Raw genomic sequence first — 22,711 nt, forward strand, 5'->3', positions numbered from 1 at the left:
TCAGCTCTGGGACGCAGCTTTGGGAAGAATATCGTTGGCGACCATTTCGCCGAACGGACTGACGTAGCCGGCGCCTTTCGGCAGCTCGGGACGTTCGATGTCCAGGTGCGGGAACAGCAGCTCGGCCACGCGATACGACTCTTCCAGGTGTGGATAACCGGAGAAGATAAAGGTGTCGATGCCCAGGTCAGCGTATTCCTTCACCCGTGCAGCCACGGTCGGGCCATCACCTACCAAGGCCGTGCCGGCTCCGCCACGTACCAGGCCTACGCCGGCCCACAGGTTGGGGCTGACTTCCAGGTTGTCGCGACTACCGCCGTGCAAGGCGGCCATGCGTTGCTGGCCTACGGAATCAAAACGCGACAACGAGGCCTGGGCGCGGGCGATGGTTTCATCGTCCACGTGGGAGATCAGTTTGTCGGCGGCCTGCCAGGCTTCGGCGTTGGTTTCACGCACGATCACATGCAGGCGAATGCCGAAGCGCAGGGTACGCCCGAGCTTGGCGGCCTTGGCGCGAACCTGTGCGATCTTTTCCGCTACCGCAGCCGGCGGCTCGCCCCAGGTCAGGACCATTTCCACTTGCTCGGCTGCCAGGTCCTGGGCCGCTTCGGAGGAACCCCCGAAATACAGCGGCGGGCGCGGTTGCTGGATCGGCGGATAGAGCAACTTGGCGCCTTTGACGCTGATGTGCTGGCCGTCGTAATCGACGGTTTCGCCTTCCAGTACGCGGCGCCAGATGCGGGTGAATTCCACCGACGCCTGGTAACGTTCTTCATGGCTCAGGAACAACCCGTCGCCTGCCAATTCATCCGGGTCTCCACCGGTTACCAGGTTGAACAACGCCCGGCCACCGGACAGACGATCCAGGGTCGCTGCCTGACGCGCCGCCACCGTCGGGGAAATGATCCCGGGGCGCAGCGCGACAAGGAACTTCAAGCGTTGGGTCACCGGGATCAGCGACGCTGCCACCAGCCACGAGTCTTCGCACGAACGGCCGGTGGGGATCAGCACCCCGCCGAAGCCGAGGCGGTCTGCCGCCTGGGCTACTTGCTGCAAGTAACCGTGATCAACGGCGCGAGCGCCTTCGGCGGTGCCAAGGTAATGGCCGTCGCCGTGGGTAGGCAGGAACCAGAAAATATTGAGGCTCATGGAGTTGTCTCCTGAAGAAGTCGGATTACGGCGCTTTGGCAACGGCGGCGGGTGGCGTCCAGATCACGTCCTTGATGTTCAAGGGTTTGGGGATCAATTTGAGTTGGTAGAAGCTGTCGGCGATTTTCTGCTGCGCGGCGACCACTTCCGGGGTCAGGAACAGCGCGCCGTAGCCCTGGCGTTTCACCGAGGTCAGGGTGATGTCGGCCGGCAAGCCCAGCAGCGGTGCAACTTGTTCAGTGACTTGCTCCGGGTTGGCCTTGGACCATTCGCCCACCGCGCGCACTTCTTCCACCAATGCCTTGATCACTTCAGGGTGTTTTTCAGCGTAGGGCTTGGTGGCCAGGTAAAACTGATGGTTGTCGGCGATGCCGGTGCCGTCACGCAGGGTGCGGGCTTGCAGTTGTTTTTCGGCGGCTGCCTGGTACGGGTCCCAGATCACCCAGGCATCGACGCTGCCGCGCTCGAACGCGGCGCGGGCATCGGCGGGCGGCAGGAAGACGGTCTGCACGTCGGTGTATTTCAGGCCGGCATCTTCCAGGGCACGCACCAGCAGGTAGTGCACGTTGGAGCCCTTATTGAGGACGACTTTCTTGCCCTTGAGGTCTTGCACCGATTTGATCGGCGAATCTTTCGGTACCAGGATCGCTTCGCTGGTCGGCGCTGGTGGTTCATAGGCGACGTAGAGCAGATCGGCACCGGCGGCCTGGGCGAACACCGGTGGCGTCTCACCCGTCACACCGAAGTCGATGGAACCGACGTTCAATCCTTCCAGCAGCTGCGGGCCACCGGGAAACTCGGTCCACTGCACTTGCACGCCCTGCTCGGCCAGGCGTTTTTCCAACGAGCCCTTGGCCTTGAGCAGCACCAGGGTGCCGTACTTCTGATAGCCGATCCGCAGGGTCTCGGCGGCTTGAGCTTGAACGATGGCACCGAAGGACACAGCCGCAGCAAACAGTGCGACCAGACCACGACGCAAGATGACAGTGCGCATGGCGCTCTCTCCAAAATACGATGAGGGGGTTGGCTGCACCTGCTTGGCCGTTGGCGGCTGAGTAAGGTGAGTAGTACTTGTTGAATCCAGGTAAAGCTGGGTGAGGCTTAAATGCTCCAGCGAGCACTCAACAAACGTTCATTCAACACATTGGGATCAAGGGGTTTCGGGCGGCGGGCCATGGCGCTGTAGAAGGTTTCCAGGGCCTCGCTCAAACGTTGTTCCAGCACCGGCACCAGTTGCGCCTGGGCACTGCCTTCGCCGTAAGCAATCTGGCTGTCTTCAGCGAAAATCCCGTGGAGCAATTCCTGGGCTTTCAGGGCCGAAAGCACCGGCTTCAAGGCGTAGTCCACCGCGAGCATGTGGGCGATGCTGCCGCCGGTGGCCATCGGCAATACCACTTTGTGGGCCAGGGCGCGTTCGGGCAGCAGGTCGAGGATGGTTTTCAGCGCGCCGGAAAACGAAGCCTTGTACACCGGCGTGGCGATCACCAGGCCATCGGCATTTGCCACTTGCTGCAGCAGGTCGATGATTTTCGGGCTGTCGAACCGCGCGTGCAGCAAGTCTTCGGCCGGGAAGTCCCGTATCTGATAACTCACCACTTCCACGCCTTGTTGCTGCAACCAGTTGCGGGTGTGATCCAGCAAGACCCCGGACCGGGAACGTTGGCTGGGGCTACCACCAAGTGTTACGACCAGCATGTAGGCAATTCCTTTGGAAAGTGTCGGCGGTTCGCTATGTGGCGATGGCGCCAAGATGGGACAGACCATATCAGCCAATTTATATATCTATAAATCTTATTTTTTCATTTGTTTATTCTTTAAATGCATATGCGGCTGACTAAATTCCAGGCATAAAAAAAGGCCGTCGAAACGGCCTTAAAACCCCTGCTGTGTGAGACTTGAAATGCGATCAAGTGTGGGAGCGGGCTTGCTCGCGAAAGCGCTGTGTCATTCAAAGACGCGTCAACTGACAGTGCGCATTCGCGAGCAAGCCCGCTCCCACATTGGGTTCTGTGTCAGCGATTCGGTTGAGGGGTGAGCCGCAGGTACGGTTTCACCGCGCGGTAACCCTTCGGAAAGCGTTTCTTGATCTCTTCCTCGTCCTTGAGCGACGGCACAATCACCACCTCATCGCCGTCCTGCCAGTTGGCCGGGGTGGCGACTTTGTGGCTGTCGGTCAGTTGCAGCGAGTCGATCACCCGCAGGATTTCGTGGAAGTTGCGCCCGGTGCTGGCTGGGTAGGTGATGGTCAGGCGAATCTTTTTGTTCGGATCGATCACGAACAGCGAACGCACGGTGAGGGTATCACTGGCATTCGGGTGGATCAGGTCGTACAGGTCGGAGACCTTGCGGTCTGCGTCGGCCAGGATCGGGAAGTTGACGATGGTGTTCTGGGTTTCGTTGATGTCTTCGATCCACTTGTGGTGGGAGTCCACCGGGTCGACCGACAGGGCAATGGCCTTGACGCCGCGCTTGGCAAATTCATCTTTCAGCTTGGCGGTGAACCCCAGCTCGGTGGTGCACACCGGGGTGAAGTCCGCCGGGTGGGAAAACAGTACGCCCCAGCTATCGCCCAGCCACTCGTGGAAGCGAATCTTGCCGGCGCTGGAATCCTGTTCAAAGTCGGGGGCGATGTCGCCCAGTCTGAGGCTCATGGTGTGGCTCCTGATGAGTGCTTATGGAGCCCACTGTGCCTGTGTCGCGGATTATTTAAAAAGAATAAATATCGATTTATCTAGACGATAAAGGAATATTAAAAATCTGTTCATTGGACTTGGCGACAGGCGAGGATCAACATCGGCTTCAAGGTTCGAGAAGGCCTTGAGACGCTGTACAAAGAGGGGTTCAGGAAGGGCTTGCGGGGGTTGAGCCCGACTTGAAAAGTAAAGCACCCTGCCCGGCTTTGCGCCGGGCAAGGTTTTACGCTCTTACTTGAACGCGTAGCTGTAGCTGACGATCAGGCGGTTTTCGTCCTGGTCGCGAGTGCTGGCCAGGTCGGTACGCCACATGGCGTTCTTCCAGGCGACGCCCAGGTTTTTCAGCGGACCTTCTGGAATAACGTAGGCCAGGGTCAAGTCACGCTCCCACTCTGTCTTTTCACCGACGGCAGTGTCGATGTTGCTGCCACGCAGGTAGATCACACCGGCTGTCAGGCCAGGTACGCCAACTTTGGCGAAGTCATACGCGTAGCGAGCTTGCCAGGTACGCTCGCCAGCACGGGCGAACTTCTGGATTTGCATGTCGGTAGTGGTGCTGTTCGACGAGCCGTCACCTTGGTTCAACCAAGGGAAGTCGCTGTCGCCCTTGGTGTACTGGTAACCAGCACCAAAGGTGTGACCTGCAACCGAGTACAACGCCAGGTAGCTGTACAGGTCGTTGTCGACCTTACCTTTGGTAGTCGTGTTGCCGTAGAAACCGGTGGTGTAGTAACCGGCAGTGTCACCGTTGGCACCGTTGTCGCGGCTGCGGTAGTAACGCAGGTCACTTTTCAGAGTGCCTGGACCGATCGCCCAGTTGTGGACCAAGCCCAGGAAGTTCTGCGCATAAAAGTCCTTCAGCTCGCCGAAGTAGTACGAAGCGGTCAGGTCTTTGGTGATTTTGTAGTCAGCACCGGCGTAGTAGAACTTGTTGACGAAGTTACCAGCGTCGTAGTTCGAGCTACCGTTGGCACCGGCCAGGGACAGACCTTCATTGTTGCTGGAGTTACGGCCTTTGGAGTGCTCGATCTGACCAGCAGTCAGGGTCAGGTCCTTGATCTCGTTCGAAGAGATCTCGCCGCCCTGGAAGGTTTGTGGCAGCAGACGACCGTCGTTGGTCTTGATGACCGGGTTGTTCGGCTGCAGGGTACCGATCTTCAGCACGGTCTGGGAGATCTTGACCTTACCGGTCACGCCCAGGCTGGCGAAATCGTTGACCGCCTTGTTGCCATCACTTGGGAACACGGTGCCGCCGGAAGCAGTACCGGTGTAGTTACCGTGATTTTCACGGCTCGAATCCAGACGTACGCCGTACAGGCCGATGGCGTCAAGACCGAAGCCTACAGTGCCCTGGGTAAAGCCGGAGATGAAACGCAGGTCGAAGCCTTGGCCCCATTCAGCGTTTTTGCTGCGGGTGTTGGACGTTCTCGAAGGAACGCCATCACGGTTGTCTGTATTGATGTAAAAGTTGCGCAGGCCAAGAGTGACCTTGCTGTCGTCGATAAAACCTGCGGCGCCTGCTTGTTGAGCGATTGCCCCCAAAGCTACGGCCAACGCCAATGTTGACTTCTTCATGTACCGCTCCTCTCATTTCTAATTTTTGTATTTCTTAGGTCTCGGGTCTGACGCCCTTGATCCACAGATGCGCGATTAGCGCCAGATAGTGACTGACAAGTCAATCGTAACCTTGTGTGTCTACTACCTTCGTCTAACCGCAGTTGATTTGGTCCCTGCAGGGTAATGAGTTTTTCATACACCCAAAAAGAATTGTTTCATTCTTTTTCATACGATTCTGGAATAACGCTTTCCATGTGACGGTCAGGCCGTTGAGGCAGTACCGCTGCATAAAGGTGTTCCTGAAGAGTATGTCTCTGCGTTTTTTTAGATCGTTTTGTGTTGACCCAATGGGGTCATACGTCACTCACGATCAAAAACGCGACGCCATCATGGCCAAACGCACATCATTCCGTCAATTTGTTACAGTTTTTGTATCGATGAAACTTTTCTGCCGTCCCGCTAATGCACCTCACCGTACCTGGCGATAATGTCACTTTGATGTCAGTTGTGTGGATAATTCTGCAAACCCGGCGAGTGGCATCATTGCACCCGGCCCGGATGCAAGACTCGCCAAATTGACAGGCGAGAGGATTGCCCCCTCGCCGCTTCAGGCTTACAACGCCTTTTCGAAAATCTTCGAATTACGCTGATAGTTGTACAGCGACGCCCGCGCCGACGGCAGGCGATCCACTGTACTCGGCACAAACCCACGCTCGCGAAACCAATGGGCAGTACGGGTGGTCAGCACGAACAACGTCTTCAAACCCTGGGCCCGGGCACGGGTCTCGATGCGTTCCAGCAGTTCGTCACCGCGACCGCCATGGCGGTACTCCGGGTTCACTGCCAGGCACGCCAGCTCCCCTGCGTCCGAGTCGGCGATCTGATACAGCGCCGCGCAGGCGATGATCATGCCTTCACGTTCCACCACACTGAACTGTTCGATTTCCCGCTCCAGCACTTCCCGGGAACGGCGCACCAGAATCCCCTGCTCTTCCAGCGGGCTGATCAGATCCAGCAGACCGCCGACATCTTCAATTGCCGCTTCGCGCACCAGCTCAAACTGCTCCTGGGCCACCAGCGTACCGCCGCCGTCCCGGGTGAACAGCTCGGTCAGCAAAGCACCATCTTCGACATAACTGACAATGTGGCTGCGGCCTACGCCGCCACGGCAAGCTTCAGCCGCCGCGTCCAGCAGCTCAGCCTGGTAGTTGCTGCCCAAGCGTTGCAGGTGCGCAGGCACCTGTTGCGGCCGCAGTTCACGCACCAGCCGGCCGTGTTCATCGATCAAACCAAGATCGGCGCCAAACAGCAGCAATTTGTCCGCGCCCAGGTCAATGGCGGCGCGAGTGGCGACGTCTTCGCAGGCGAGGTTGAAGATTTCACCGGTAGGCGAATAACCCAGCGGCGACAGCAATACGATGGAACGCTCGTCCAGCAGCCGGTTGATGCCCTTGCGGTCGACCCGGCGCACTTCACCGGTGTGGTGATAGTCGACGCCTTCAAGCACACCGATCGGGCGCGCCGTCACGAGGTTGCCGCTGGCCACCCGCAGGCGCGAGCCCTGCATCGGCGAGGATGCCATGTCCATCGACAACCGCGCTTCGATGGCGATACGCAGATGGCCGACCGCGTCGATCACACACTCCAGAGTCGCGGCATCAGTAATGCGCAAGCCTTCGTGGTAAGCCGGGGTCAGGCCGCGGGCGGCGAGGCGAGTTTCGATTTGCGGACGCGAACCGTGGACCAGCACCAGGCGCACGCCCAGGCTGTGGAGCAGCACCAGATCGTGGACGATATTGCCGAAGTTTGGATGATCCACACCATCGCCCGGCAGCATGACCACAAAGGTGCAGTCGCGGTGGGCATTGATGTAAGGCGAAGCGTGACGAAGCCAATTGACGTATTCGGGCATAAAACCTGGGCCTGTAATAAAAAGCAGCCAAAAAGGGATGAATCATGAAAACGCACAGCGGGCTGTTGGTTATCGTCGGAACAGGCTTGGCGACACGCTCGCTCTCCTTCTATGTACGGATGGGCAGGGGTTAATTTATGCAGGTGTCAGGCAGTAATGTTGAATCAGTTCCCGCAATAGACGCACTGTAGGCGTCAAGCGTGACATTTCAAGGTACTCGCCGGGCTGGTGGGCGCAGGCGATATCGCCAGGGCCGAGCACCAGGGTCTCGCAACCAAGGCGCTGAAGATAAGGCGCTTCGGTGCCGAACGCCACTGCTTCAGCGCGATGACCGGTAAGTCGTTCAGCCACCCGCACCAACTCGGTATCCTCTGCTTGCTCGAACGGCGGCACTTCGGGGAATAACGGCGCGTAGTCGATCTTCACCTTATGCCGCTCGGCCAGGGGCTCAAGCTTCTGCCGGATGGCCGCGCGCAGCACCTGGGGATCCATGCCGGGCAAGGGCCGCAGGTCGAATTCCAGGGAGCACTGGCCGCAGATGCGATTGGGATTGTCGCCACCGTGGATACAGCCGAAGTTCATGGTCGGTTGCGGCACGCTGAATTGTGGGTTGCGGTATTCGCGCTGCCAGGCCAGGCGCAGGCCACGCAGCTCGCCGATGGCGTCGTGCATGGCTTCGAGGGCGCTGTGGCCCAAGCTTGGATCCGACGAATGGCCGCTGCGCCCGAGAATATCGATGCGCTCCATCATCACGCCTTTGTGCAGGCGGATGGGTTTGAGGCCCGTCGGCTCGCCGATCACCGCCGCGCGGCCTAAAGGACGGCCCGCCTCGGCCAGCGCCCGGGCGCCGGCCATGGAGCTTTCTTCATCGCAGGTGGCAAGAATCAGCAGCGGTTGCTTGAAGGGCTGGTCCAGCAGCGGCTGCACGGCTTCGATCACCAGGGCGAAAAAACCTTTCATGTCACAGCTGCCCAGTCCTACCCAGCGGCCGTCGACTTCCGTCAGCTTGAGCGGATCGGTCTGCCATAGCGCGCCATCGTAGGGCACGGTGTCGCTGTGACCCGCCAACACCAGGCCGCCAGGGCCGGTGCCGAAACTGGCCAGCAGGTTGAATTTTCCGGGGCTGACCTGCTGGATGTCGCAGGCAAATCCCAGGTCCCCCAGCCAGGTGGCGAGCAAATCGATCACCGGGCGGTTGGATTGGTCGAGAGAGGCCTGGGTACAACTGACCGAAGGCGCGGCAATCAGCGCGGCGAACTGTTCTTTCATGGATGGTAAAGGCATGCGCGGTCTCTCAACTTCCCGGACGAACCCCATCATAGAACCATCTGCACGACACAATAAACCGTTGCGGCGCGTTGCCGGGCTCAGTCCTGTACACTGCACGACCTTGGCAGCCACTCATTTCCCCGGCTGCGCTCCCGATCCTGGATTTTCCGGCCATGCAGAAAGAAACCGAAATCAAGCTCCGCGTCAGCCGCGAAACCCTCGCCGCGCTGCGTGAGCACCCGTTACTGAAAAAACGCAACAAAAGTGGCTGGGAACGCCGTGAGTTGATGAACCAGTACTTCGACACCCCGGAACGCGACCTGGCCCAGGCCAAAGTGGCCCTGCGCCTGCGCAAAGACGGCGACGAAGTGATCCAGACCCTCAAGACCCGTGGCCAGAGCGTTGCCGGCTTGTCGGAACGCAATGAGTACAACTGGGACCTGGCCAAAGCCAAGCTCGACGTGAAGAAGCTCGACGGCGAATGCTGGCCCGAGCAACTGGCCGAGCTGGACAAAAAGACCCTCAAGCCGATCTTCACCACCGATTTCGTTCGCGAACGCGCCGAAATTGCCTGGGGCCGCGGCAAGGCCAAGGTGGTGATCGAAGCCGCCCTGGACCTCGGCCATGTGGTCGCCGGCAAGCAGAAAGAAGAAATCTGCGAACTGGAACTGGAACTGCGCGAAGGCGACCCGGCCGCCCTGCTGGAGCTGGCCGCTGAACTGGCCGCAACCCTGGCCCTGATGCCGTGCGATATCAGCAAGGCTGAGCGTGGCTATCGCCTGTTCGACGCCAACAGCTACTCCCTGAGCCTGCCGGCACCGGTGCTGCACGCTGAAATGCCGCTGGACGACGCGTTTGCCGCCGTCATGTGGCACCTGTTGGGCAGCAGCCAGCGCCTGGCCGAGCAATACCGTTTCAATGGCCACTGGCGCCTGCTGCAAGACTGGGTAGAAAACCTCGGCGAACTGCGTGCCCTGCTCGGCAGCCTCGGCCAAGCCGCGCCACGCCAATCCACCAGCGAACTGCGCGCCGCACTGGATGCCCTGCTGGAAGACTGGCGTCCGCTGGTTCAGGCCGGTGACGACGATGAAGACATCCGCAAGGCCGCGCCGGAACAGTTCGCTGAAGAACTGGAAGACGTGCGCTGGGGCCTCTTCTCGCTGACCACTTCCCGCTGGCTGCTGGCCCGTACCTGGGCAGCGGAGCGCAACGTGCGTGGCAATCGCCAGGGTGCGGCACAGCTCGCCAACTGGCTGCCACGCCTGCTGGCCGACGACGCCGTCGCCCTGCAACTGCCGCGCTACCAGCAACAGCCGGAAGACTTGGCCGAGCAACTGCCGCGTATCGAACGCATCCTGGCCTGGCTGCACCATGCACGCCAAGTGCTGGATATCGCCGAGCTGGACCGTCTATATGGCGAGTTGAACAAGCTGGCGCACCTGGCCAACCAGCCGATCACCGATGAGTCGCTGGATGCGCGGATGCATCAGGCAATCGCGGTGTATCAGAATCGCGCCTGGAAAACCCTGCTTCGCCTGTAAAACCCTTGTGGTGAGGGAGCTTGCTCCCTCGCCACTAAAGTCAGGCCATGGCAACTATCAGCGCAACACCGGCAAACTCGTGGTGGACTTGATCTCCGACAAGGCCACTATCGAGTTGACCTCCTGAATCCCCGGCACCATCGAGAGTTTTTCGAAGAAAAACCGCTCATACGCTTCAATGTCCGATGTGACGATCCGCAGTAAAAAGTCCACCGCCCCCATCAGCACATAACATTCCAGCACTTCCGGAAAACCGCGAATCGCCTCGGTGAATTCAGTGAAGTTGGAACGGCCGTGGGCGTTGAGTTTCACCTCGGCAAAGATCTGCGTGTTGAGGCCGATTTTTTTGCGGTCCAGCAGGGTGACCTGGCCGCGAATCACACCCTCCTCTTTCAGCCGCTGAATCCTGCGCCAGCACGGCGACTGCGACAGGCCGACCTGTTCGGCGATCTGCGCGCTGGAAAGCGAAGCGTCCTCCTGCAACAGCGCCAGGATGCGCCGGTCATACACGTCCAACTCACTGTGCATAGAAATACCTGTTAATCGTACTTTCTGGAATTATATGATTCCCTTATAAGCCAATACGGGCTTTTTTAGATAAGAAATCTCCCGGGGCGCATGTAAAAATTTCTCCAGTCGAATCCGGAGAATCATCATGCACGTCGTCGAATCCGCCAGTCCCGCCCCACGCGTCGATGCCTGGGCCGTCAGCAACGCTCACTGCCAGGCGCACTATCAAATCCTCGCCGAGGCTGAACCCGACGTGTTGTGCCGGGTGCTCAACTATTTTGCCCTGCAATTCCTGGTTCCTCGCCAGGTGAACGTGCAGCGTGAAGACGACCTGCTGGCGATCGATATCGTGATGGATGGCCTGAGCTGGCACCGGGCCCAGGTGATCGGCGAAAAACTTCGTAACCTGATCAGCGTGTGCTCGCTGGAACTGCACCCGGCTGATGCGGTGCGGCCTCTGGCGGTGCAGGCGGCCGGTCAGTAAAAGCCTGCAATAAACCCCGGAGGCCGAAGCGCAAGGGGTGACTAGCCTGAGGACTACGCCTAATCGTTGCCCAGGAACGTCACCATGTCCGTTGCGCCAAATACCCAGGATCGCTGGCTGGAAATCCATCACTTGCTACCTGCCCTGATCGACCAGGGCATGGTGCCCGCCGACCTGACCGTAACGGCGAACAGCGGGCGGCATCCCCTGGAATGCATTGCCAGCTCGGGGCCGCCGCTGGAAATGCTGACCGAATGGCTGGCCCGTCACTGCGGGCAGCCTTACCTGCGTATCGACCCGTTGAAAATCGATGTCGCCGCAGTGGTGCCGCTGATGTCATACGCCTTTGCCCAGCGCCACAGGATCCTGGCAGTTGCGGTCGACGCCCACAGCGTTACCGTCGCCAGCGCCCAGCCTTACGTGAGCAGTTGGGAAGCGGGCTTGGCTCAAGTGTTGAAGCGTTCCATCAGGCGGGTGGTGGCCAACCCCCAGGATATCCAGCGCTGCACCGTAGAGTTTTACCGGCTCGCGAAATCGGTCAACGGCGCTATTGATCAAAAAACGTCCAGCGCTCCCAACATCGAGCAACTGCTCAACCTTGGCGCCAGCGACCAGGAACCCGACGCCAACGACGCGCACATCGTCAACATCGTCGACTGGCTGTTGCAGTACGCCTTCGGCCAACGGGCCAGTGATATCCATATCGAACCCGGCCGCGACCAGGGCCGCGTGCGTTTTCGCATTGATGGGCTGCTGCACGACGTCTATCAATTCTCGTCCCAAGTGACGATGGCAGTGGTCAGCCGCCTGAAAAGTCTCGGGCGGATGAACGTGGCGGAAAAACGCAAACCCCAGGACGGCCGGGTAAAGACCAAAAGCCCGGCGGGCGGCGAAGTGGAACTGCGCCTTTCGACCTTGCCCACCGCCTTCGGCGAAAAGCTGGTGATGCGAATTTTCGACCCGCAGGTGCTGCACAAGGATTTCCAGCAACTGGGGCTTTCCAGCGACGACCTGCAACGCTGGCAATCCATGACCGGCCAGGCCAACGGCATCATTCTGGTCACCGGGCCTACGGGTTCGGGCAAGACCAGCACCCTGTACACCACGCTCAAGCAACTGGCCACCCGCGAGGTCAACCTGTGCACCGTCGAAGACCCAATCGAGATGGTCGAGCCGGCCTTCAATCAGATGCAGGTCCAACCCAACATCGACCTGACCTTCGCCAGCGGCATCCGCGCCCTGATGCGCCAGGATCCGGACATCATCATGATCGGCGAGATTCGCGACCTGGAAACCGCAGAGATGGCGATCCAGGCCGCCCTGACCGGGCACCTGGTGCTGTCGACCCTGCACACCAACGATGCACCCGGCGCCATCAGTCGCTTGCTGGAACTGGGCATTCCTCATTACCTGATCAATGCGACATTGCTGGGAGTGATGGCCCAGCGTCTGGTGCGGCTGTTGTGCCCGCACTGCAAGCAGCTCGCCGGGCAGGTCTACCAGGTCGGGGGTTGTGGAGAATGTCGGGAAAGTGGGTATCGGGGCCGGGCCGGGATCTACGAAATCATGCTGATGAACGACCGCCTCAAGGCCTTGATCACCCCGGGCACCAACCTCCAGGCCCTGCGCCGCGCGGCCCTTGACCAAGGCATGTGCAGCTTGCGGTCTGCCGGTACGCGCAAGGTAATGGCAGGGCTGACGACGATGGACGAGGTGCTGCGAGTGACGCCTGGGGATTCAGAAACAAATCCTTTGATTGATGGGCCGGTAAACCGTTCTTATCCGTGACAACACCGTTACAATCGGAAAAACCTCGCTTTACCGCCCACACCAGATAGGGAATCGTTATGCAGATCGGAACCGTACTGCTTCTTTTCGTAGGCTTGGCCGTCGCCATCCTCTTCATGGGTTTCAAAGTGGTGCCCCAGGGTTACCAGTGGACGGTTGAACGCTTTGGCCGCTACACCAACACCCTCAAGCCGGGCCTGAACATCATTATCCCGGTCATGGACCGCATCGGTCGCAAGATCAACGTGATGGAAAGCGTGCTGGATATTCCACCCCAGGAAGTCATCACCGCCGACAACGCCACGGTGCAGATCGACGCCGTGTGCTTCTTCCAGGTGGTCAATACCGCCCAGGCCGCCTACGAGGTGAACAACCTCGAACACGCCATCCGCAACCTGCTGCAAACCAACATCCGTACCGTGCTCGGCTCCATGGAGCTGGATGCGATGCTCAGCCAGCGTGACGGCATCAACGAAAAACTGCTGCGCACCGTCGACGAAGCCACCGCACCGTGGGGCATCAAGATCACCCGGATCGAAATCAAGGACATCAGCCCGCCTGCCGACCTGATGGCTGCCATGTCCGGCCAGATGAAGGCCGAGCGGATCAAGCGTGCACAGATCCTCGAAGCCGAAGGCCTGCGAGCCTCCGCGATCCTGACCGCCGAAGGCAAGAAGCAGGCGCAGATTCTGGAAGCTGAAGGTGGTCGTCAGGCGGCGTTCCTGGAATCCGAAGCCCGTGAGCGTCAGGCCGAAGCAGAAGCCCGCGCCACTCAAGTGGTATCGGAGGCGATCGCCACCGGTAACGTGCAGGCCATCAACTACTTTGTCGCCCAGAAATACATCGACGCACTGGGCAAGCTGGCCTCGGCCAACAACAGCAAGGTGATCCTGATGCCGCTGGAAGCCAGCCAGGTGATTGGCGCCGTTGGTGGTATCGGCGAGATCGTCAAGGCAACCTTCGACAACAAGAAAGCCTGAGGCACGCACCATGTGGGAATTCCTGCAGCACCTGTCGTTTTGGGACTGGCTGGCACTGGGCACGGTGCTGTTGATCCTTGAAGTGTTCGGTGCCGGCGGTTATCTGCTGTGGATGGGCATCGCCGCGGCAGCCGTGGGCGTGATCAAGTTCTTGATCCCGAGCCTGGGCCTCGAATGGCAACTGCTGTTGTTCGCGGTGTTGTCGATCCTGACGGCGGTGTACTGGTGGCGACGCCAGCGCAGCAGCGCCAAGGTCAGTGACCAGCCGGGGTTGAACATGCGCGGTTCGGAGCTGATCGGCCGCACCTTTGTGGTGCATCAGGCCATTATCGAGGGCCGAGGCAAGATCAAGGTGGGCGATGGTGTCTGGATGGCCTCCGGGCCTGACGCGCCGGTTGGGACACACGTACGTGTCACTGGTCAGGAAGGCGTTATTTTGCAGGTTGAAACTGTTTAGTCATCCATGGAACTCGACTGGGCTATCTACAATCAAACTGTTCAGATAACCCAGTCGGAGTCACCCATCATGCGTCTAAAATATGCTGTCGCAACCCTCGCTGTGCTTTCCCTTCCTGTCGGTTCAGCCATGGCCGACAGCTTCTGGCGTAATGTCATCTCATCGGGTGCCACGACCGGCTCGACGTACCTGACCTTCAAGGACCACAAAATGGTGGTCGCCGCCCAGGACGACGCCGGTAGCTTCGTCGCGAGCGACGGCAGCATCCGCGGCCCTTACCTGGAAGCTGCGATGCAGAAGGTCCGCGCCGATAACCCTGGCCTCAAGGCCACGGACATGGACCTGGCCAACGCGATCCTGGCAAAGAACGCCATTGCTTCCGAGTAATACCGTCGCGTAAAAAATGCCGCTCTTCGAGAGCGGCATTTTTTTGCCCCTTCTTCCTACACCCGACGCTGACGATTCAAAATTCGATCAGGAAAACTCCTGTCGAGCGGGCCGCCCCCCCGGCAACAAGCTATCGATTCCCTATTTAGTTCAAGTGAATCGATGACTATGAAAAAACTCTCCAGCGCCCTGCTGCTTGCCGCGATCGTCACCCCTTATGCCCAGGCAGAAGGCTGGTACGGGTCGGCAAAGCTCAACAGCGCCCGCCAGAACCTCTCAAGTTCCCTGTTGACCAGCCCACGGGTAACCCACCGGGTAGAAGCGCCTGACAGCAGCAAGACATTCACCGGTTCATTTGCCGTGGGTTATGCCTTGGCTGATGGCTGGCGCCTTGAAGGTGAATACACCACGCCCAGCCACTCGAACTTCAAATCCCATTGGGCACCGTTCAATGCCAACGTCAACAGCCTGCAGACCGACAGCCAGCGCCTGATGCTCAACGGTTATAAAAACATCCCGATCAACGAGTGGCTCTCGTTCTACGGCATGGCGGGGGTGGGCCTGGCCCAAATCGATGCCAAGGGTTATCAGGCCAACGAAACCCGTCGCTTTGCCAGCCATCGCCAACACAACTTCGCCTACAGCGTCGGCCTGGGGCTGGATGCCGAGGTCAGCGAAACCCTGACCCTGGGCACCGGCTGGCGTTACGTGGACATGGGCCGGATCGAAACCGGCTACAACACCTTCGCCAACCGGATAAACGCCCGGGACGAGCAGCTTAAAGGCAAGCTCAAGGAACAGAATGTGTTTCTTGAGGCGCGCGTTTCTTTCTGACGCAGACGCCGAGAATGCCGCTTACCAGGCGGCATTTTTTGTTTAAGAGGAGACAATTCATTCACAGGCGACAGGCTATATTCAGTCGAGCCGTGCAACCATGCGCGGCATTGATATGCTTTTTTCTCAGCGCCTTTCTGAAACGGATGCCTTCAACGTCATGAGCCAACTGCCCTTTCTGCCGTTCTCCAAGCCCACCATTGATGAAGCCACCATCTCGGCGGTGGGCGACGTACTGCGCTCCGGCTGGATCACCAGCGGGCCGAAAGTGCAGGCGTTCGAAGCGCAGTTGTCGGAATACTTTGGCGGGCGCCCGGTGCGCACCTTCAACTCGGGCACCTGCACCATGGAGATCGCCTTGCGCATCGCCGGTATCGGCCCTGGAGATGAAGTCATCACCACCCCGATTTCGTGGGTCGCCACGGCCAACGTGATTCTGGAAGTCGGCGCCACGCCGGTGTTCGCCGATATCGACCCGGTAACCCGCAATATCGACCTGGCCCAGGTAGAAGCCGCGATCACGCCGCACACCAAGGCGATCATCCCGGTGTACCTGGCCGGTCTGCCACTGGACATGCCATTGCTCTACGCGCTGGCCAACAAGTACAACCTGCGCATCGTCGAAGACGCCGCCCAGGCCCTGGGCTCCAGCTGGGATGGCCAACGCATTGGTGCTACCGGCGATTTCGTGTCGTTCAGCTTCCAGGCGAACAAGAACATCACCTCATCCGAAGGCGGCTGCCTGGTATTGAACAACGCTGAAGAAGCACGCCTGGCGGAAAAATATCGCCTGCAGGGCGTGACCCGCACCGGCTTCGACGGCCTGGACGTGGATGTACTCGGCGGCAAGTTCAATATGACCGACATCGCAGCGGCCATCGGCCTGGGCCAATTTGCCCACATCGAGAAGATCACTGCCCATCGCCAGGAACTGGCACGGCACTATTTCGAATGCTTCGGCAGTGATTTCGAAGAAAAGTACGGCGCGCAATTGCCACCGGCAGACTTCGAAAACAGCAACTGGCACCTGTTCCAGCTGGTACTGCCGGAGCGCCAGGACGGGTTGCCGGCGCGCGCCACGTTCATGGAGCAGATGCAGGCCCACGGCGTCGGCATTGGCTATCACTACCCGCCGATCCACCTGCTGAGCTTGTACAAGGCGCAGGGATTCAAGGAAGGCATGTTCCCGGTAGCGGAAAAAGTCGGGCGTTTGATTGTGTCGTTGCCGATGTTCACGGCGATGACGAAGGCGGATGTAGAGCGTTCGGTAGCGGCGGTCAAAGCGGTATTGAAGCGCGGATAAAACCTTTGCGGGAGCCGGTTGCCGGCTCCCGCAGCGGGATCACTCGCCGATGGCAGCCTTGTAACCGGCAGCGTCCAGCAGCTTGTCCAGCTCAGCCGAGTTGCTTGGCTTGAGCTTGAAGATCCAGGCGCCGTAAGGGTCGGAGTTCAACAGCTCTGGCTCGCCGCTCAAGGCGTCGTTCACCGCGATCACTTCGCCAGCAATTGGCGAGTAGATATCTGAAGCGGCCTTAACCGATTCAACTACGCCCGCCTGCTGAGTCGCCTCAAATACGTTGCCGACTTCGGTCAACTCGACGAACACCACATCTCCCAAAGCTTCCTGGGCATGGTCCGAGATCCCGACGGTCACCGTACCGTCAGCTTCCAGACGGGCCCATTCGTGACTTTCGGCAAAACGCAGGTCGGCAGGGATATCGCTCATAGTCTGTGTCCTCAAGAGAAAAATGTCAGCGGCCATTGGCCCGCCGGAAAAGTTAAATCAGTGTTTTGCCATGACGCACGAAGGTCGGTTTGACCACCCGAACCGGGTACCACTTGCCGCGGATTTCCACCTCGGCCCGGTCAGCAGTCGCCGACGGCACACGCGCCAGGGCAATGGATTTGCTTAGCGTAGGAGAGAAACTACCACTGGTGATCTCTCCTTCGCCAACATTGGCGATACGAACCACCTGATGAGCGCGTAAAACCCCGCGCTCCTCCAGTACCAGGCCGACCAGCTTGGACTTCACACCCGCAGCCTTTTCGGCCTCCAGGGCGGCGCGACCGATGAAATCGCGCTCGGCCGGTTCCCAGGCGATGCTCCAGGCCATGTTGGCTGCCAGGGGCGAAACGTCCTGATGAATATCCTGACCGTAGAGGTTCATGCCGGCCTCAAGGCGCAGCGTGTCACGGGCGCCGAGGCCGATGGGCGAAATACCTGCGCCCACCAGATCGTTGAAAAACGCCGGGGCCTGGTTGGCCGGAAGGACAATTTCCAGGCCGTCTTCACCGGTATAACCGGTGCGCGCAATAAACCAGTCGCCGTCGGCCAGGCCTTCAAAGGGCTTGAGCTGGTGAATCAAGGTGGCACGTGATTGGGTGACCAGCTCGGCGATCTTTTGCCGGGCGTGGGGTCCTTGAATGGCGAGCATGGCCAACTCGGGCCGCTCGTGGATCTGGGCCTGAAAGCTGCCGAGCCGAGCCTGCATCCAGGCCATGTCCTGGTCGCGGGTGGCAGCGTTGACCACCAGCCGGTAACCGGTTTCGGTGCGGTACACGATCATGTCGTCCACCACGCCGCCCTGCTCGTTGAGCATGGCGCTGTACAACGCACGGCCGCAGCCGTGCAAGCGGTCAACATCATTGGCCAGCAGATGCTGAAGCCATTCCTTGGCCTGGGGGCCTTTGATATCGATCACGGTCATATGGGATACATCAAACACCCCGCAGTCGCGTCGCACCTGATGGTGTTCCTCAACCTGCGAGCCGTAGTGCAACGGCATATCCCAACCGCCAAAATCGACCATTTTCGCGCCAAGGGCGAGATGCAGGTCATACAGAGGCGTGCGCTGTCCCATGGGTTTCTCCTTCCGGGCGTGGCGAAGGTGCGGACGGTCGCCTTCGGGCCGCACGCCTTGAAATACAAGGCCTGTAGCCGCGTTCAGCAACCCGATCTGAAAGATCGACCGCACCGAATGCCGCGCATTGTAGCCTCATGCCGTAGGACTGGCACCTAACCGATTCGTCTCGCCGAACGTCGGATCAACCCGATGACCGGTAACAGGCCCACCAACACCAGGGTCAAGGCCGGCAGCGAAGCCCGCGCCCACTCCCCTTCGCTGGTCATCTCGAAAATCCGGACCGCCAGTGTGTCCCAGCCGAACGGGCGCATCAGCAGGGTGGCCGGCATTTCCTTGAGCACATCGACAAACACCAGCAGCGCCGCGCTCAGGGTGCCCGGCAGCAAAAGCGGCAGATACACTTTGCAAAACAGTCGCGGCCCGCTGACGCCCAGGCTGCGGGCGGCTTCCGGCAAGGACGGTCGGATTCGCGCCAGGCTGTTTTCCAGCGGCCCGTAGGCCACCGCAATGAAGCGCACCAGATACGCCAGCAGCAAGGCCGACAAACTGCCCAGTAACAGCGGTTTGCCGGCACCCCCCAGCCAGCCTGATACCGGGATCACCAGTTCACGATCCAGGTAGCTGAACGCCAACATGATCGACACCGCCAGCACCGAGCCCGGCAGCGCGTAACCCACGTTGGCCAGGCTGATGCCGGAGCGGATGGCCCGGGTGGGCGCCAGGCGGTGGGCGAACGCCAGCACCAAGGCCACGCTGACGGTGATCAGGGCCGCCATGCCACCGAGGTAGAGGGTATGGACGATCAAGCCGGCGTAGCGCTCGTCCAGATCAAAGCGGCCCCGCTGCCAGAACCAGGCCACCAGTTGCAGCATCGGAATCACGAACGCGCAGGCGAATACCAATCCGCACCAACCGCTGGCCAATGCCGCCTTGAACCCGCGCAGGTGGTACAGCGCTTTGCCGCGAGGTCGCTCATTGCTCGGCCGACTGGCGCCCCGGGCGCGGCGCTCACCGTACAGCACCAGCATCACCACCAGCAGCAACAGGCTGGCCAGCTGCGCAGCACTGGAGAGGCTGAAAAAGCCGTACCAGGTCTTGTAGATGGCAGTGGTGAAGGTGTCGAAGTTGAACACCGAGACGGCGCCAAAATCTGCCAACGTCTCCATCAGCGCCAAGGCCACACCCGCACCGATGGCCGGGCGCGCCATGGGCAGGGCCACACGCCAGAACGCTTGCCACGGTGATTGGCCCAAAACCCGCGCCGCTTCCATCAGGCCTTTGCCCTGGGCGAGAAACGCGGTGCGCGCCAACAGATAAACGTAGGGGTAGAACACCAGCACCAGCACGATGATCACGCCGCTGGTGGACCGTACGCGAGGCAGGCGCAACCCCGTGCCGAACCATTCCCGCAGCAGGGTTTGCACCGGACCGGAGAAGTCCAGCAAGCCAACGAAGACGAAGGCGAGCACATAGGCAGGAATCGCGAAAGGCAGCATCAACGCCCAGTCCAGCCAGCGCCGGCCCGGGAATTCGCAGAGGCTGGTCAGCCAGGCCAGGCTGACGCCCAGCAGCGTGACGCCCACACCGACGCCCAGCACCAGGGTCAAGGTGTTGCCCAGCAGGCGTGGCATCTGGGTCTCCCACAGGTGGGACCAGATTTGATGGTCGATGGTCTGCCACGACAGCAACAGCACGCTCAGCGGCAGCAGCACCAGGGCGGCGACGGTGAAGACCGGCAGGTACCAGCGGCGTTGGGCGGGATGGGCCAAAGGTTAATTCTCAGAGAATGAATAGCTTGAAGCCACCGCTAACCAATGTGGGAGCGGGCTTTTGTGGGAGCGGGCTTGCTCGCGAAAGCGGCGTGTCAGTCAACGCACAGGTGACTGATACACCGTCTTCGCGAGCAAGCCCGCTCCCACACACGCCCGCTCCCACATTCAGATCGGCGGTGCCTTACAAATTGTATCTAGTTCCAGCCAGCCCGATCCATCAAGCGAATAGCCTCAGCCTGGCGCTTGCCCGCCACTTCCACCGGCAATGTATCGGCTACAAACTTGCCCCAGGTCGCGACTTCCGCCGACGGCGGCACGGCCGGGTTGGCCGGGAATTCCTGGTTCACATCCGCAAAGATCTTCTGCGCTTCCGGCGTGGTCATCCACTCCACCAGCGCCTTGGCTGCTTCCGGGTGCGGTGCGTGCTTGGTCAGGCCGATGCCCGACAGGTTGACGTGCACCCCACGGTCGCCCTGGTTCGGCCAGAACAGCTTCACCGCCAGGTCCGGCTTCTGCTTGTGCAGGCGGCCATAGTAGTAAGTGTTGACGATACCAACGTCGCACTGCCCGGCATTGATCGCCTCAAGCACGGCGATGTCATCGGAGAACACGTCGGTGGACAGGTTGTTGACCCAGCCCTTGACGATTTCTTCGGTCTTGGCCGCGCCGTGGGTTTCGATCAGGGTGGCGGTCAGCGACTGGTTGTAGACCTTCTTCGCAGTGCGCAGGCACAGGCGGCCTTCCCATTGCTTGTCGGCCAGGGCTTCGTAGGTGGTCAGGTCGCCCGGCTTCACGCGATCGGTGGAATAGGCGATGGTCCGCGCACGCAGGCTCAAGCCAGTCCAGGCATGGGCCGAAGAGCGGTACTGAAGGGGGATGTTCTTGTCGATCACCGCAGAGGTGAACGGTTGCAGGATGCCCATCTGCTCGGCCTGCCAGAGGTTACCGGCATCGACGGTGAGCAGCAGGTCGGCGGTGGCGTTTTCACCTTCGGCCTTGATGCGCTGCATCAACGGCGCTTCCTTGTCGGTGATGAACTTCACCTGCACGCCGGTCTTCTTGGTGTAGGCATCGAACACCGGCTTGATCAGTTCATCGATGCGCGAGGAGTAGACCACGACTTCGTCGGCCGCCTGCACGGTGGTGCTGCCGATCAGTGTGAGTGCCAGGGCAGTCAGGAGGCGCTTGGGTGCCAACATGGGTGCGGTCTCTCATTTGCGAAAAGAGGGCAAATGATAAGGACTCACATTTGGTAACGCTCGACGTAGCCGTTACCAAATGTTGCGCACCCCTCTCAGGCCTTGGCCAGCTCCGGCAAATCCCCGGACAAGCCCAAGGCCTGACGCACAAACAACGCTTTGGCCTCTGGCATCTGCTCAACCACCTTCAGCCCGGCATTACGCAGCCAACGCAGCGGCAGTTGATCGGCCTGGAACAACCGCTCAAAGCCTTCCATCGCCGCCATCAGCGCCAGGTTGTGCGGCATGCGCCGGCGCTCGTAACGGCTGAGCACCTTCACATCCGCCAGGCGCTCACCGCGCTCGTTGGCCGCCAACAGCACCTCAGCCAGCACCGCCGCATCGAGGAAGCCCAGGTTCACGCCCTGCCCCGCCAACGGATGAATGACGTGGGCCGCGTCGCCAATCAATGCCAGGCCCTCGGCGACGTAACGCTTGGCATGGCGCTGACGCAACGGCACGCACACCCGTGGATCGGCGCTTACCACGGTGCCCAGGCGCCCTTCGAAGGCGCTCTCCAGCTCGCGGCAGAAGCGTTCATCGTCCAGCGCCATCAAGCGCTCGGACTCACTCGGCGTGGTGGACCAGACGATCGAACACCAATCTTCCTGCCCATCCCGCACCAGCGGCAAAAACGCCAGCGGGCCGTTGTCGGTAAAACGCTGCCAGGCCGTGCGCTGATGCGACTGACTGCTGCGCACACTGGTGACGATGGCGTTGTGCAAATAATCCCACTCACGGGTGGCGGTGCCGGTCAGGCGGCGCACGGCCGAGTTGGCGCCGTCAGCCGCGACCACCAGCGGCGCGCGCAAGGTGCGGCCGTCAGCCAGGGTCAGCAGCCAGTCATCGCCGGAGCGGCGCATCTGTTCCAGGCGCGCATTCGCCAGCAGGCCGAGGTCGCAGTCGTGCAGCCGATCAAGCAAGGCGTCCTGAACCACACGGTTTTCGACGATATGCCCCAGCACCTCGGCATGCACACTGGCTGCCGAAAAGTGGATCTGCCCGGTGCCGCTGCCGTCCCACACCTGCATCTCGCCGTAAGGGCTGGCACGCCGCTCGACAATGCCGTCCCACACGCCAAGACGCTCGAGGATGCGCTGGCTGGCGGCCGACAAGGCGCTGACCCGCGGTTCGAACGCAGCATGAGGGTCGAACGGCTTGACGCTCAGCGGGCTGCCGTCCAGCAGCAGCACCTGCAGGCCACTGCCCTGCAACGCCAGCGCCAGGGCGCTTCCGACCATTCCGGCCCCGACAATCAGCACATCTGCGCGCATGT

At 60.4% G+C, this 22,711-nt stretch carries 21 protein-coding genes; 8 read left to right on the forward strand and 13 right to left on the reverse strand.

All coding sequences use genetic code 11. The features are described from left to right. The 7 genes from ssuD to argE all read right to left on the reverse strand — a co-directional run bounded on the left by ssuD (nt 1) and on the right by argE (nt 8,595). Entirely contained in the window at nt 1-1,149 is a 1,149-nt protein-coding gene (ssuD, locus tag NVB75_RS18550) for an FMNH2-dependent alkanesulfonate monooxygenase (RefSeq protein ID WP_003213905.1), read from the reverse strand. A gap of 25 nt (nt 1,150-1,174) precedes the next feature. After that, nucleotides 1,175-2,143, reverse strand: a complete 969-nt coding sequence (locus NVB75_RS18555; RefSeq protein ID WP_010167860.1) for a sulfonate ABC transporter substrate-binding protein — start codon at nt 2,141-2,143, stop codon at nt 1,175-1,177. Nucleotides 2,144-2,250: 107 nt separating this feature from the next. Then, nucleotides 2,251-2,844, reverse strand: a complete 594-nt coding sequence (ssuE, locus tag NVB75_RS18560) for an NADPH-dependent FMN reductase (protein ID WP_017476595.1) — start codon at nt 2,842-2,844, stop codon at nt 2,251-2,253. A gap of 317 nt (nt 2,845-3,161) precedes the next feature. After that, on the reverse strand, nt 3,162-3,800 hold the full coding sequence (locus NVB75_RS18565) for a peroxiredoxin (RefSeq protein ID WP_010167863.1): 639 nt from the start codon (nt 3,798-3,800) through the stop codon (nt 3,162-3,164). A 273-nt stretch (nt 3,801-4,073) separates the two neighbouring features. After that, nucleotides 4,074-5,417, reverse strand: coding sequence for an OprD family porin (locus tag NVB75_RS18570; protein WP_258342725.1), 1,344 nt, complete (start codon nt 5,415-5,417; stop codon nt 4,074-4,076). Between the two features lie 595 nt (nt 5,418-6,012). Continuing rightward, nucleotides 6,013-7,311: an amino-acid N-acetyltransferase gene (gene argA / locus NVB75_RS18575; protein ID WP_258342726.1), complete on the reverse strand. Its 1,299-nt coding sequence runs from the start codon at nt 7,309-7,311 to the stop codon at nt 6,013-6,015. 135 nt (nt 7,312-7,446) lie between these two features. Continuing rightward, nucleotides 7,447-8,595, reverse strand: coding sequence for an acetylornithine deacetylase (gene argE / locus NVB75_RS18580; RefSeq protein ID WP_258342728.1), 1,149 nt, complete (start codon nt 8,593-8,595; stop codon nt 7,447-7,449). Nucleotides 8,596-8,753: 158 nt separating this feature from the next. On the opposite strand from argE, the gene NVB75_RS18585 reads away from it, so the two are divergent. After that, nucleotides 8,754-10,121, forward strand: coding sequence for an inorganic triphosphatase (locus NVB75_RS18585; protein WP_076013066.1), 1,368 nt, complete (start codon nt 8,754-8,756; stop codon nt 10,119-10,121). A gap of 57 nt (nt 10,122-10,178) precedes the next feature. On the opposite strand, the gene NVB75_RS18590 is transcribed toward NVB75_RS18585, so the two are convergent. Next, nucleotides 10,179-10,649, reverse strand: a complete 471-nt coding sequence (locus NVB75_RS18590; protein WP_010167872.1) for an Lrp/AsnC family transcriptional regulator — start codon at nt 10,647-10,649, stop codon at nt 10,179-10,181. A gap of 127 nt (nt 10,650-10,776) precedes the next feature. Between NVB75_RS18590 and NVB75_RS18595 the strand changes: the two genes are divergently transcribed. The 7 genes from NVB75_RS18595 to NVB75_RS18625 all read left to right on the forward strand — a co-directional run bounded on the left by NVB75_RS18595 (nt 10,777) and on the right by NVB75_RS18625 (nt 16,864). Beyond that, on the forward strand, nt 10,777-11,115 hold the full coding sequence (locus tag NVB75_RS18595; RefSeq protein WP_258342731.1) for a hypothetical protein: 339 nt from the start codon (nt 10,777-10,779) through the stop codon (nt 11,113-11,115). Between the two features lie 84 nt (nt 11,116-11,199). Then, nucleotides 11,200-12,903, forward strand: coding sequence for a GspE/PulE family protein (locus NVB75_RS18600; protein ID WP_258342732.1), 1,704 nt, complete (start codon nt 11,200-11,202; stop codon nt 12,901-12,903). A 59-nt stretch (nt 12,904-12,962) separates the two neighbouring features. Next, nucleotides 12,963-13,883 carry an SPFH domain-containing protein gene (locus tag NVB75_RS18605; RefSeq protein WP_003213925.1) on the forward strand — a complete coding sequence of 307 codons (921 nt, stop codon included), beginning with the start codon at nt 12,963-12,965 and terminating at the stop codon, nt 13,881-13,883. 10 nt (nt 13,884-13,893) lie between these two features. After that, nucleotides 13,894-14,340, forward strand: a complete 447-nt coding sequence (locus NVB75_RS18610) for an NfeD family protein (protein WP_258342735.1) — start codon at nt 13,894-13,896, stop codon at nt 14,338-14,340. A gap of 69 nt (nt 14,341-14,409) precedes the next feature. After that, nucleotides 14,410-14,727, forward strand: coding sequence for a DUF2388 domain-containing protein (locus NVB75_RS18615; protein ID WP_010167882.1), 318 nt, complete (start codon nt 14,410-14,412; stop codon nt 14,725-14,727). Between the two features lie 162 nt (nt 14,728-14,889). Next, nucleotides 14,890-15,561: an outer membrane protein gene (locus NVB75_RS18620; RefSeq protein ID WP_258342738.1), complete on the forward strand. Its 672-nt coding sequence runs from the start codon at nt 14,890-14,892 to the stop codon at nt 15,559-15,561. Nucleotides 15,562-15,721: 160 nt separating this feature from the next. Further along, nucleotides 15,722-16,864, forward strand: a complete 1,143-nt coding sequence (locus tag NVB75_RS18625; protein ID WP_258342739.1) for a DegT/DnrJ/EryC1/StrS aminotransferase family protein — start codon at nt 15,722-15,724, stop codon at nt 16,862-16,864. Between the two features lie 39 nt (nt 16,865-16,903). Here the strand turns inward: NVB75_RS18625 and gcvH are convergent, their stop codons facing one another. From gcvH to NVB75_RS18650, 5 genes are all read right to left on the reverse strand, one after another. Next, nucleotides 16,904-17,287 carry a glycine cleavage system protein GcvH gene (gene gcvH / locus NVB75_RS18630; RefSeq protein WP_008438893.1) on the reverse strand — a complete coding sequence of 128 codons (384 nt, stop codon included), beginning with the start codon at nt 17,285-17,287 and terminating at the stop codon, nt 16,904-16,906. A 52-nt stretch (nt 17,288-17,339) separates the two neighbouring features. Continuing rightward, nucleotides 17,340-18,422, reverse strand: a complete 1,083-nt coding sequence (gcvT, locus tag NVB75_RS18635) for a glycine cleavage system aminomethyltransferase GcvT (RefSeq protein WP_258342740.1) — start codon at nt 18,420-18,422, stop codon at nt 17,340-17,342. Nucleotides 18,423-18,577: 155 nt separating this feature from the next. Further along, nucleotides 18,578-20,194 (reverse strand): iron ABC transporter permease, encoded by a 1,617-nt coding sequence (locus NVB75_RS18640; protein ID WP_003213940.1) that lies wholly within the window; start codon nt 20,192-20,194, stop codon nt 18,578-18,580. Nucleotides 20,195-20,391: 197 nt separating this feature from the next. Then, nucleotides 20,392-21,396 carry an extracellular solute-binding protein gene (locus NVB75_RS18645; protein ID WP_008438892.1) on the reverse strand — a complete coding sequence of 335 codons (1,005 nt, stop codon included), beginning with the start codon at nt 21,394-21,396 and terminating at the stop codon, nt 20,392-20,394. 95 nt (nt 21,397-21,491) lie between these two features. After that, a complete protein-coding gene (locus NVB75_RS18650; RefSeq protein ID WP_258348674.1) occupies nt 21,492-22,709 on the reverse strand; it encodes a 2-octaprenyl-3-methyl-6-methoxy-1,4-benzoquinol hydroxylase in 1,218 nt (405 codons plus the stop codon). Nucleotides 22,710-22,711: the final 2 nt, after the last annotated feature.

It is taken from the genome of Pseudomonas sp. CBS, from assembly GCF_024734645.1.
Taxonomy (GTDB): domain Bacteria; phylum Pseudomonadota; class Gammaproteobacteria; order Pseudomonadales; family Pseudomonadaceae; genus Aquipseudomonas.

Bases quoted from the DNA above. Each gene is read 5' to 3' on its own strand.
- NVB75_RS18645 (WP_008438892.1), bottom strand. From the start codon at position 21,396: ATGTTGGCACCCAAGCGCCTCCTGACTGCCCTGGCACTCACACTGATC.
- NVB75_RS18555 (WP_010167860.1), bottom strand. From the start codon at position 2,143: ATGCGCACTGTCATCTTGCGTCGTGGTCTGGTCGCACTGTTTGCTGCG.
- NVB75_RS18570 (WP_258342725.1), bottom strand. From the start codon at position 5,417: ATGAAGAAGTCAACATTGGCGTTGGCCGTAGCTTTGGGGGCAATCGCT.
- ssuE (WP_017476595.1), bottom strand. From the start codon at position 2,844: ATGCTGGTCGTAACACTTGGTGGTAGCCCCAGCCAACGTTCCCGGTCC.
- gcvT (WP_258342740.1), bottom strand. From the start codon at position 18,422: ATGGGACAGCGCACGCCTCTGTATGACCTGCATCTCGCCCTTGGCGCG.
- NVB75_RS18625 (WP_258342739.1), top strand. From the start codon at position 15,722: ATGAGCCAACTGCCCTTTCTGCCGTTCTCCAAGCCCACCATTGATGAA.
- ssuD (WP_003213905.1), bottom strand. From the start codon at position 1,149: ATGAGCCTCAATATTTTCTGGTTCCTGCCTACCCACGGCGACGGCCAT.
- NVB75_RS18590 (WP_010167872.1), bottom strand. From the start codon at position 10,649: ATGCACAGTGAGTTGGACGTGTATGACCGGCGCATCCTGGCGCTGTTG.
- argA (WP_258342726.1), bottom strand. From the start codon at position 7,311: ATGCCCGAATACGTCAATTGGCTTCGTCACGCTTCGCCTTACATCAAT.
- argE (WP_258342728.1), bottom strand. From the start codon at position 8,595: ATGCCTTTACCATCCATGAAAGAACAGTTCGCCGCGCTGATTGCCGCG.
- NVB75_RS18600 (WP_258342732.1), top strand. From the start codon at position 11,200: ATGTCCGTTGCGCCAAATACCCAGGATCGCTGGCTGGAAATCCATCAC.
- gcvH (WP_008438893.1), bottom strand. From the start codon at position 17,287: ATGAGCGATATCCCTGCCGACCTGCGTTTTGCCGAAAGTCACGAATGG.
- NVB75_RS18650 (WP_258348674.1), bottom strand. From the start codon at position 22,709: ATGCGCGCAGATGTGCTGATTGTCGGGGCCGGAATGGTCGGAAGCGCC.
- NVB75_RS18585 (WP_076013066.1), top strand. From the start codon at position 8,754: ATGCAGAAAGAAACCGAAATCAAGCTCCGCGTCAGCCGCGAAACCCTC.
- NVB75_RS18610 (WP_258342735.1), top strand. From the start codon at position 13,894: ATGTGGGAATTCCTGCAGCACCTGTCGTTTTGGGACTGGCTGGCACTG.
- NVB75_RS18620 (WP_258342738.1), top strand. From the start codon at position 14,890: ATGACTATGAAAAAACTCTCCAGCGCCCTGCTGCTTGCCGCGATCGTC.
- NVB75_RS18565 (WP_010167863.1), bottom strand. From the start codon at position 3,800: ATGAGCCTCAGACTGGGCGACATCGCCCCCGACTTTGAACAGGATTCC.
- NVB75_RS18615 (WP_010167882.1), top strand. From the start codon at position 14,410: ATGCGTCTAAAATATGCTGTCGCAACCCTCGCTGTGCTTTCCCTTCCT.
- NVB75_RS18605 (WP_003213925.1), top strand. From the start codon at position 12,963: ATGCAGATCGGAACCGTACTGCTTCTTTTCGTAGGCTTGGCCGTCGCC.
- NVB75_RS18595 (WP_258342731.1), top strand. From the start codon at position 10,777: ATGCACGTCGTCGAATCCGCCAGTCCCGCCCCACGCGTCGATGCCTGG.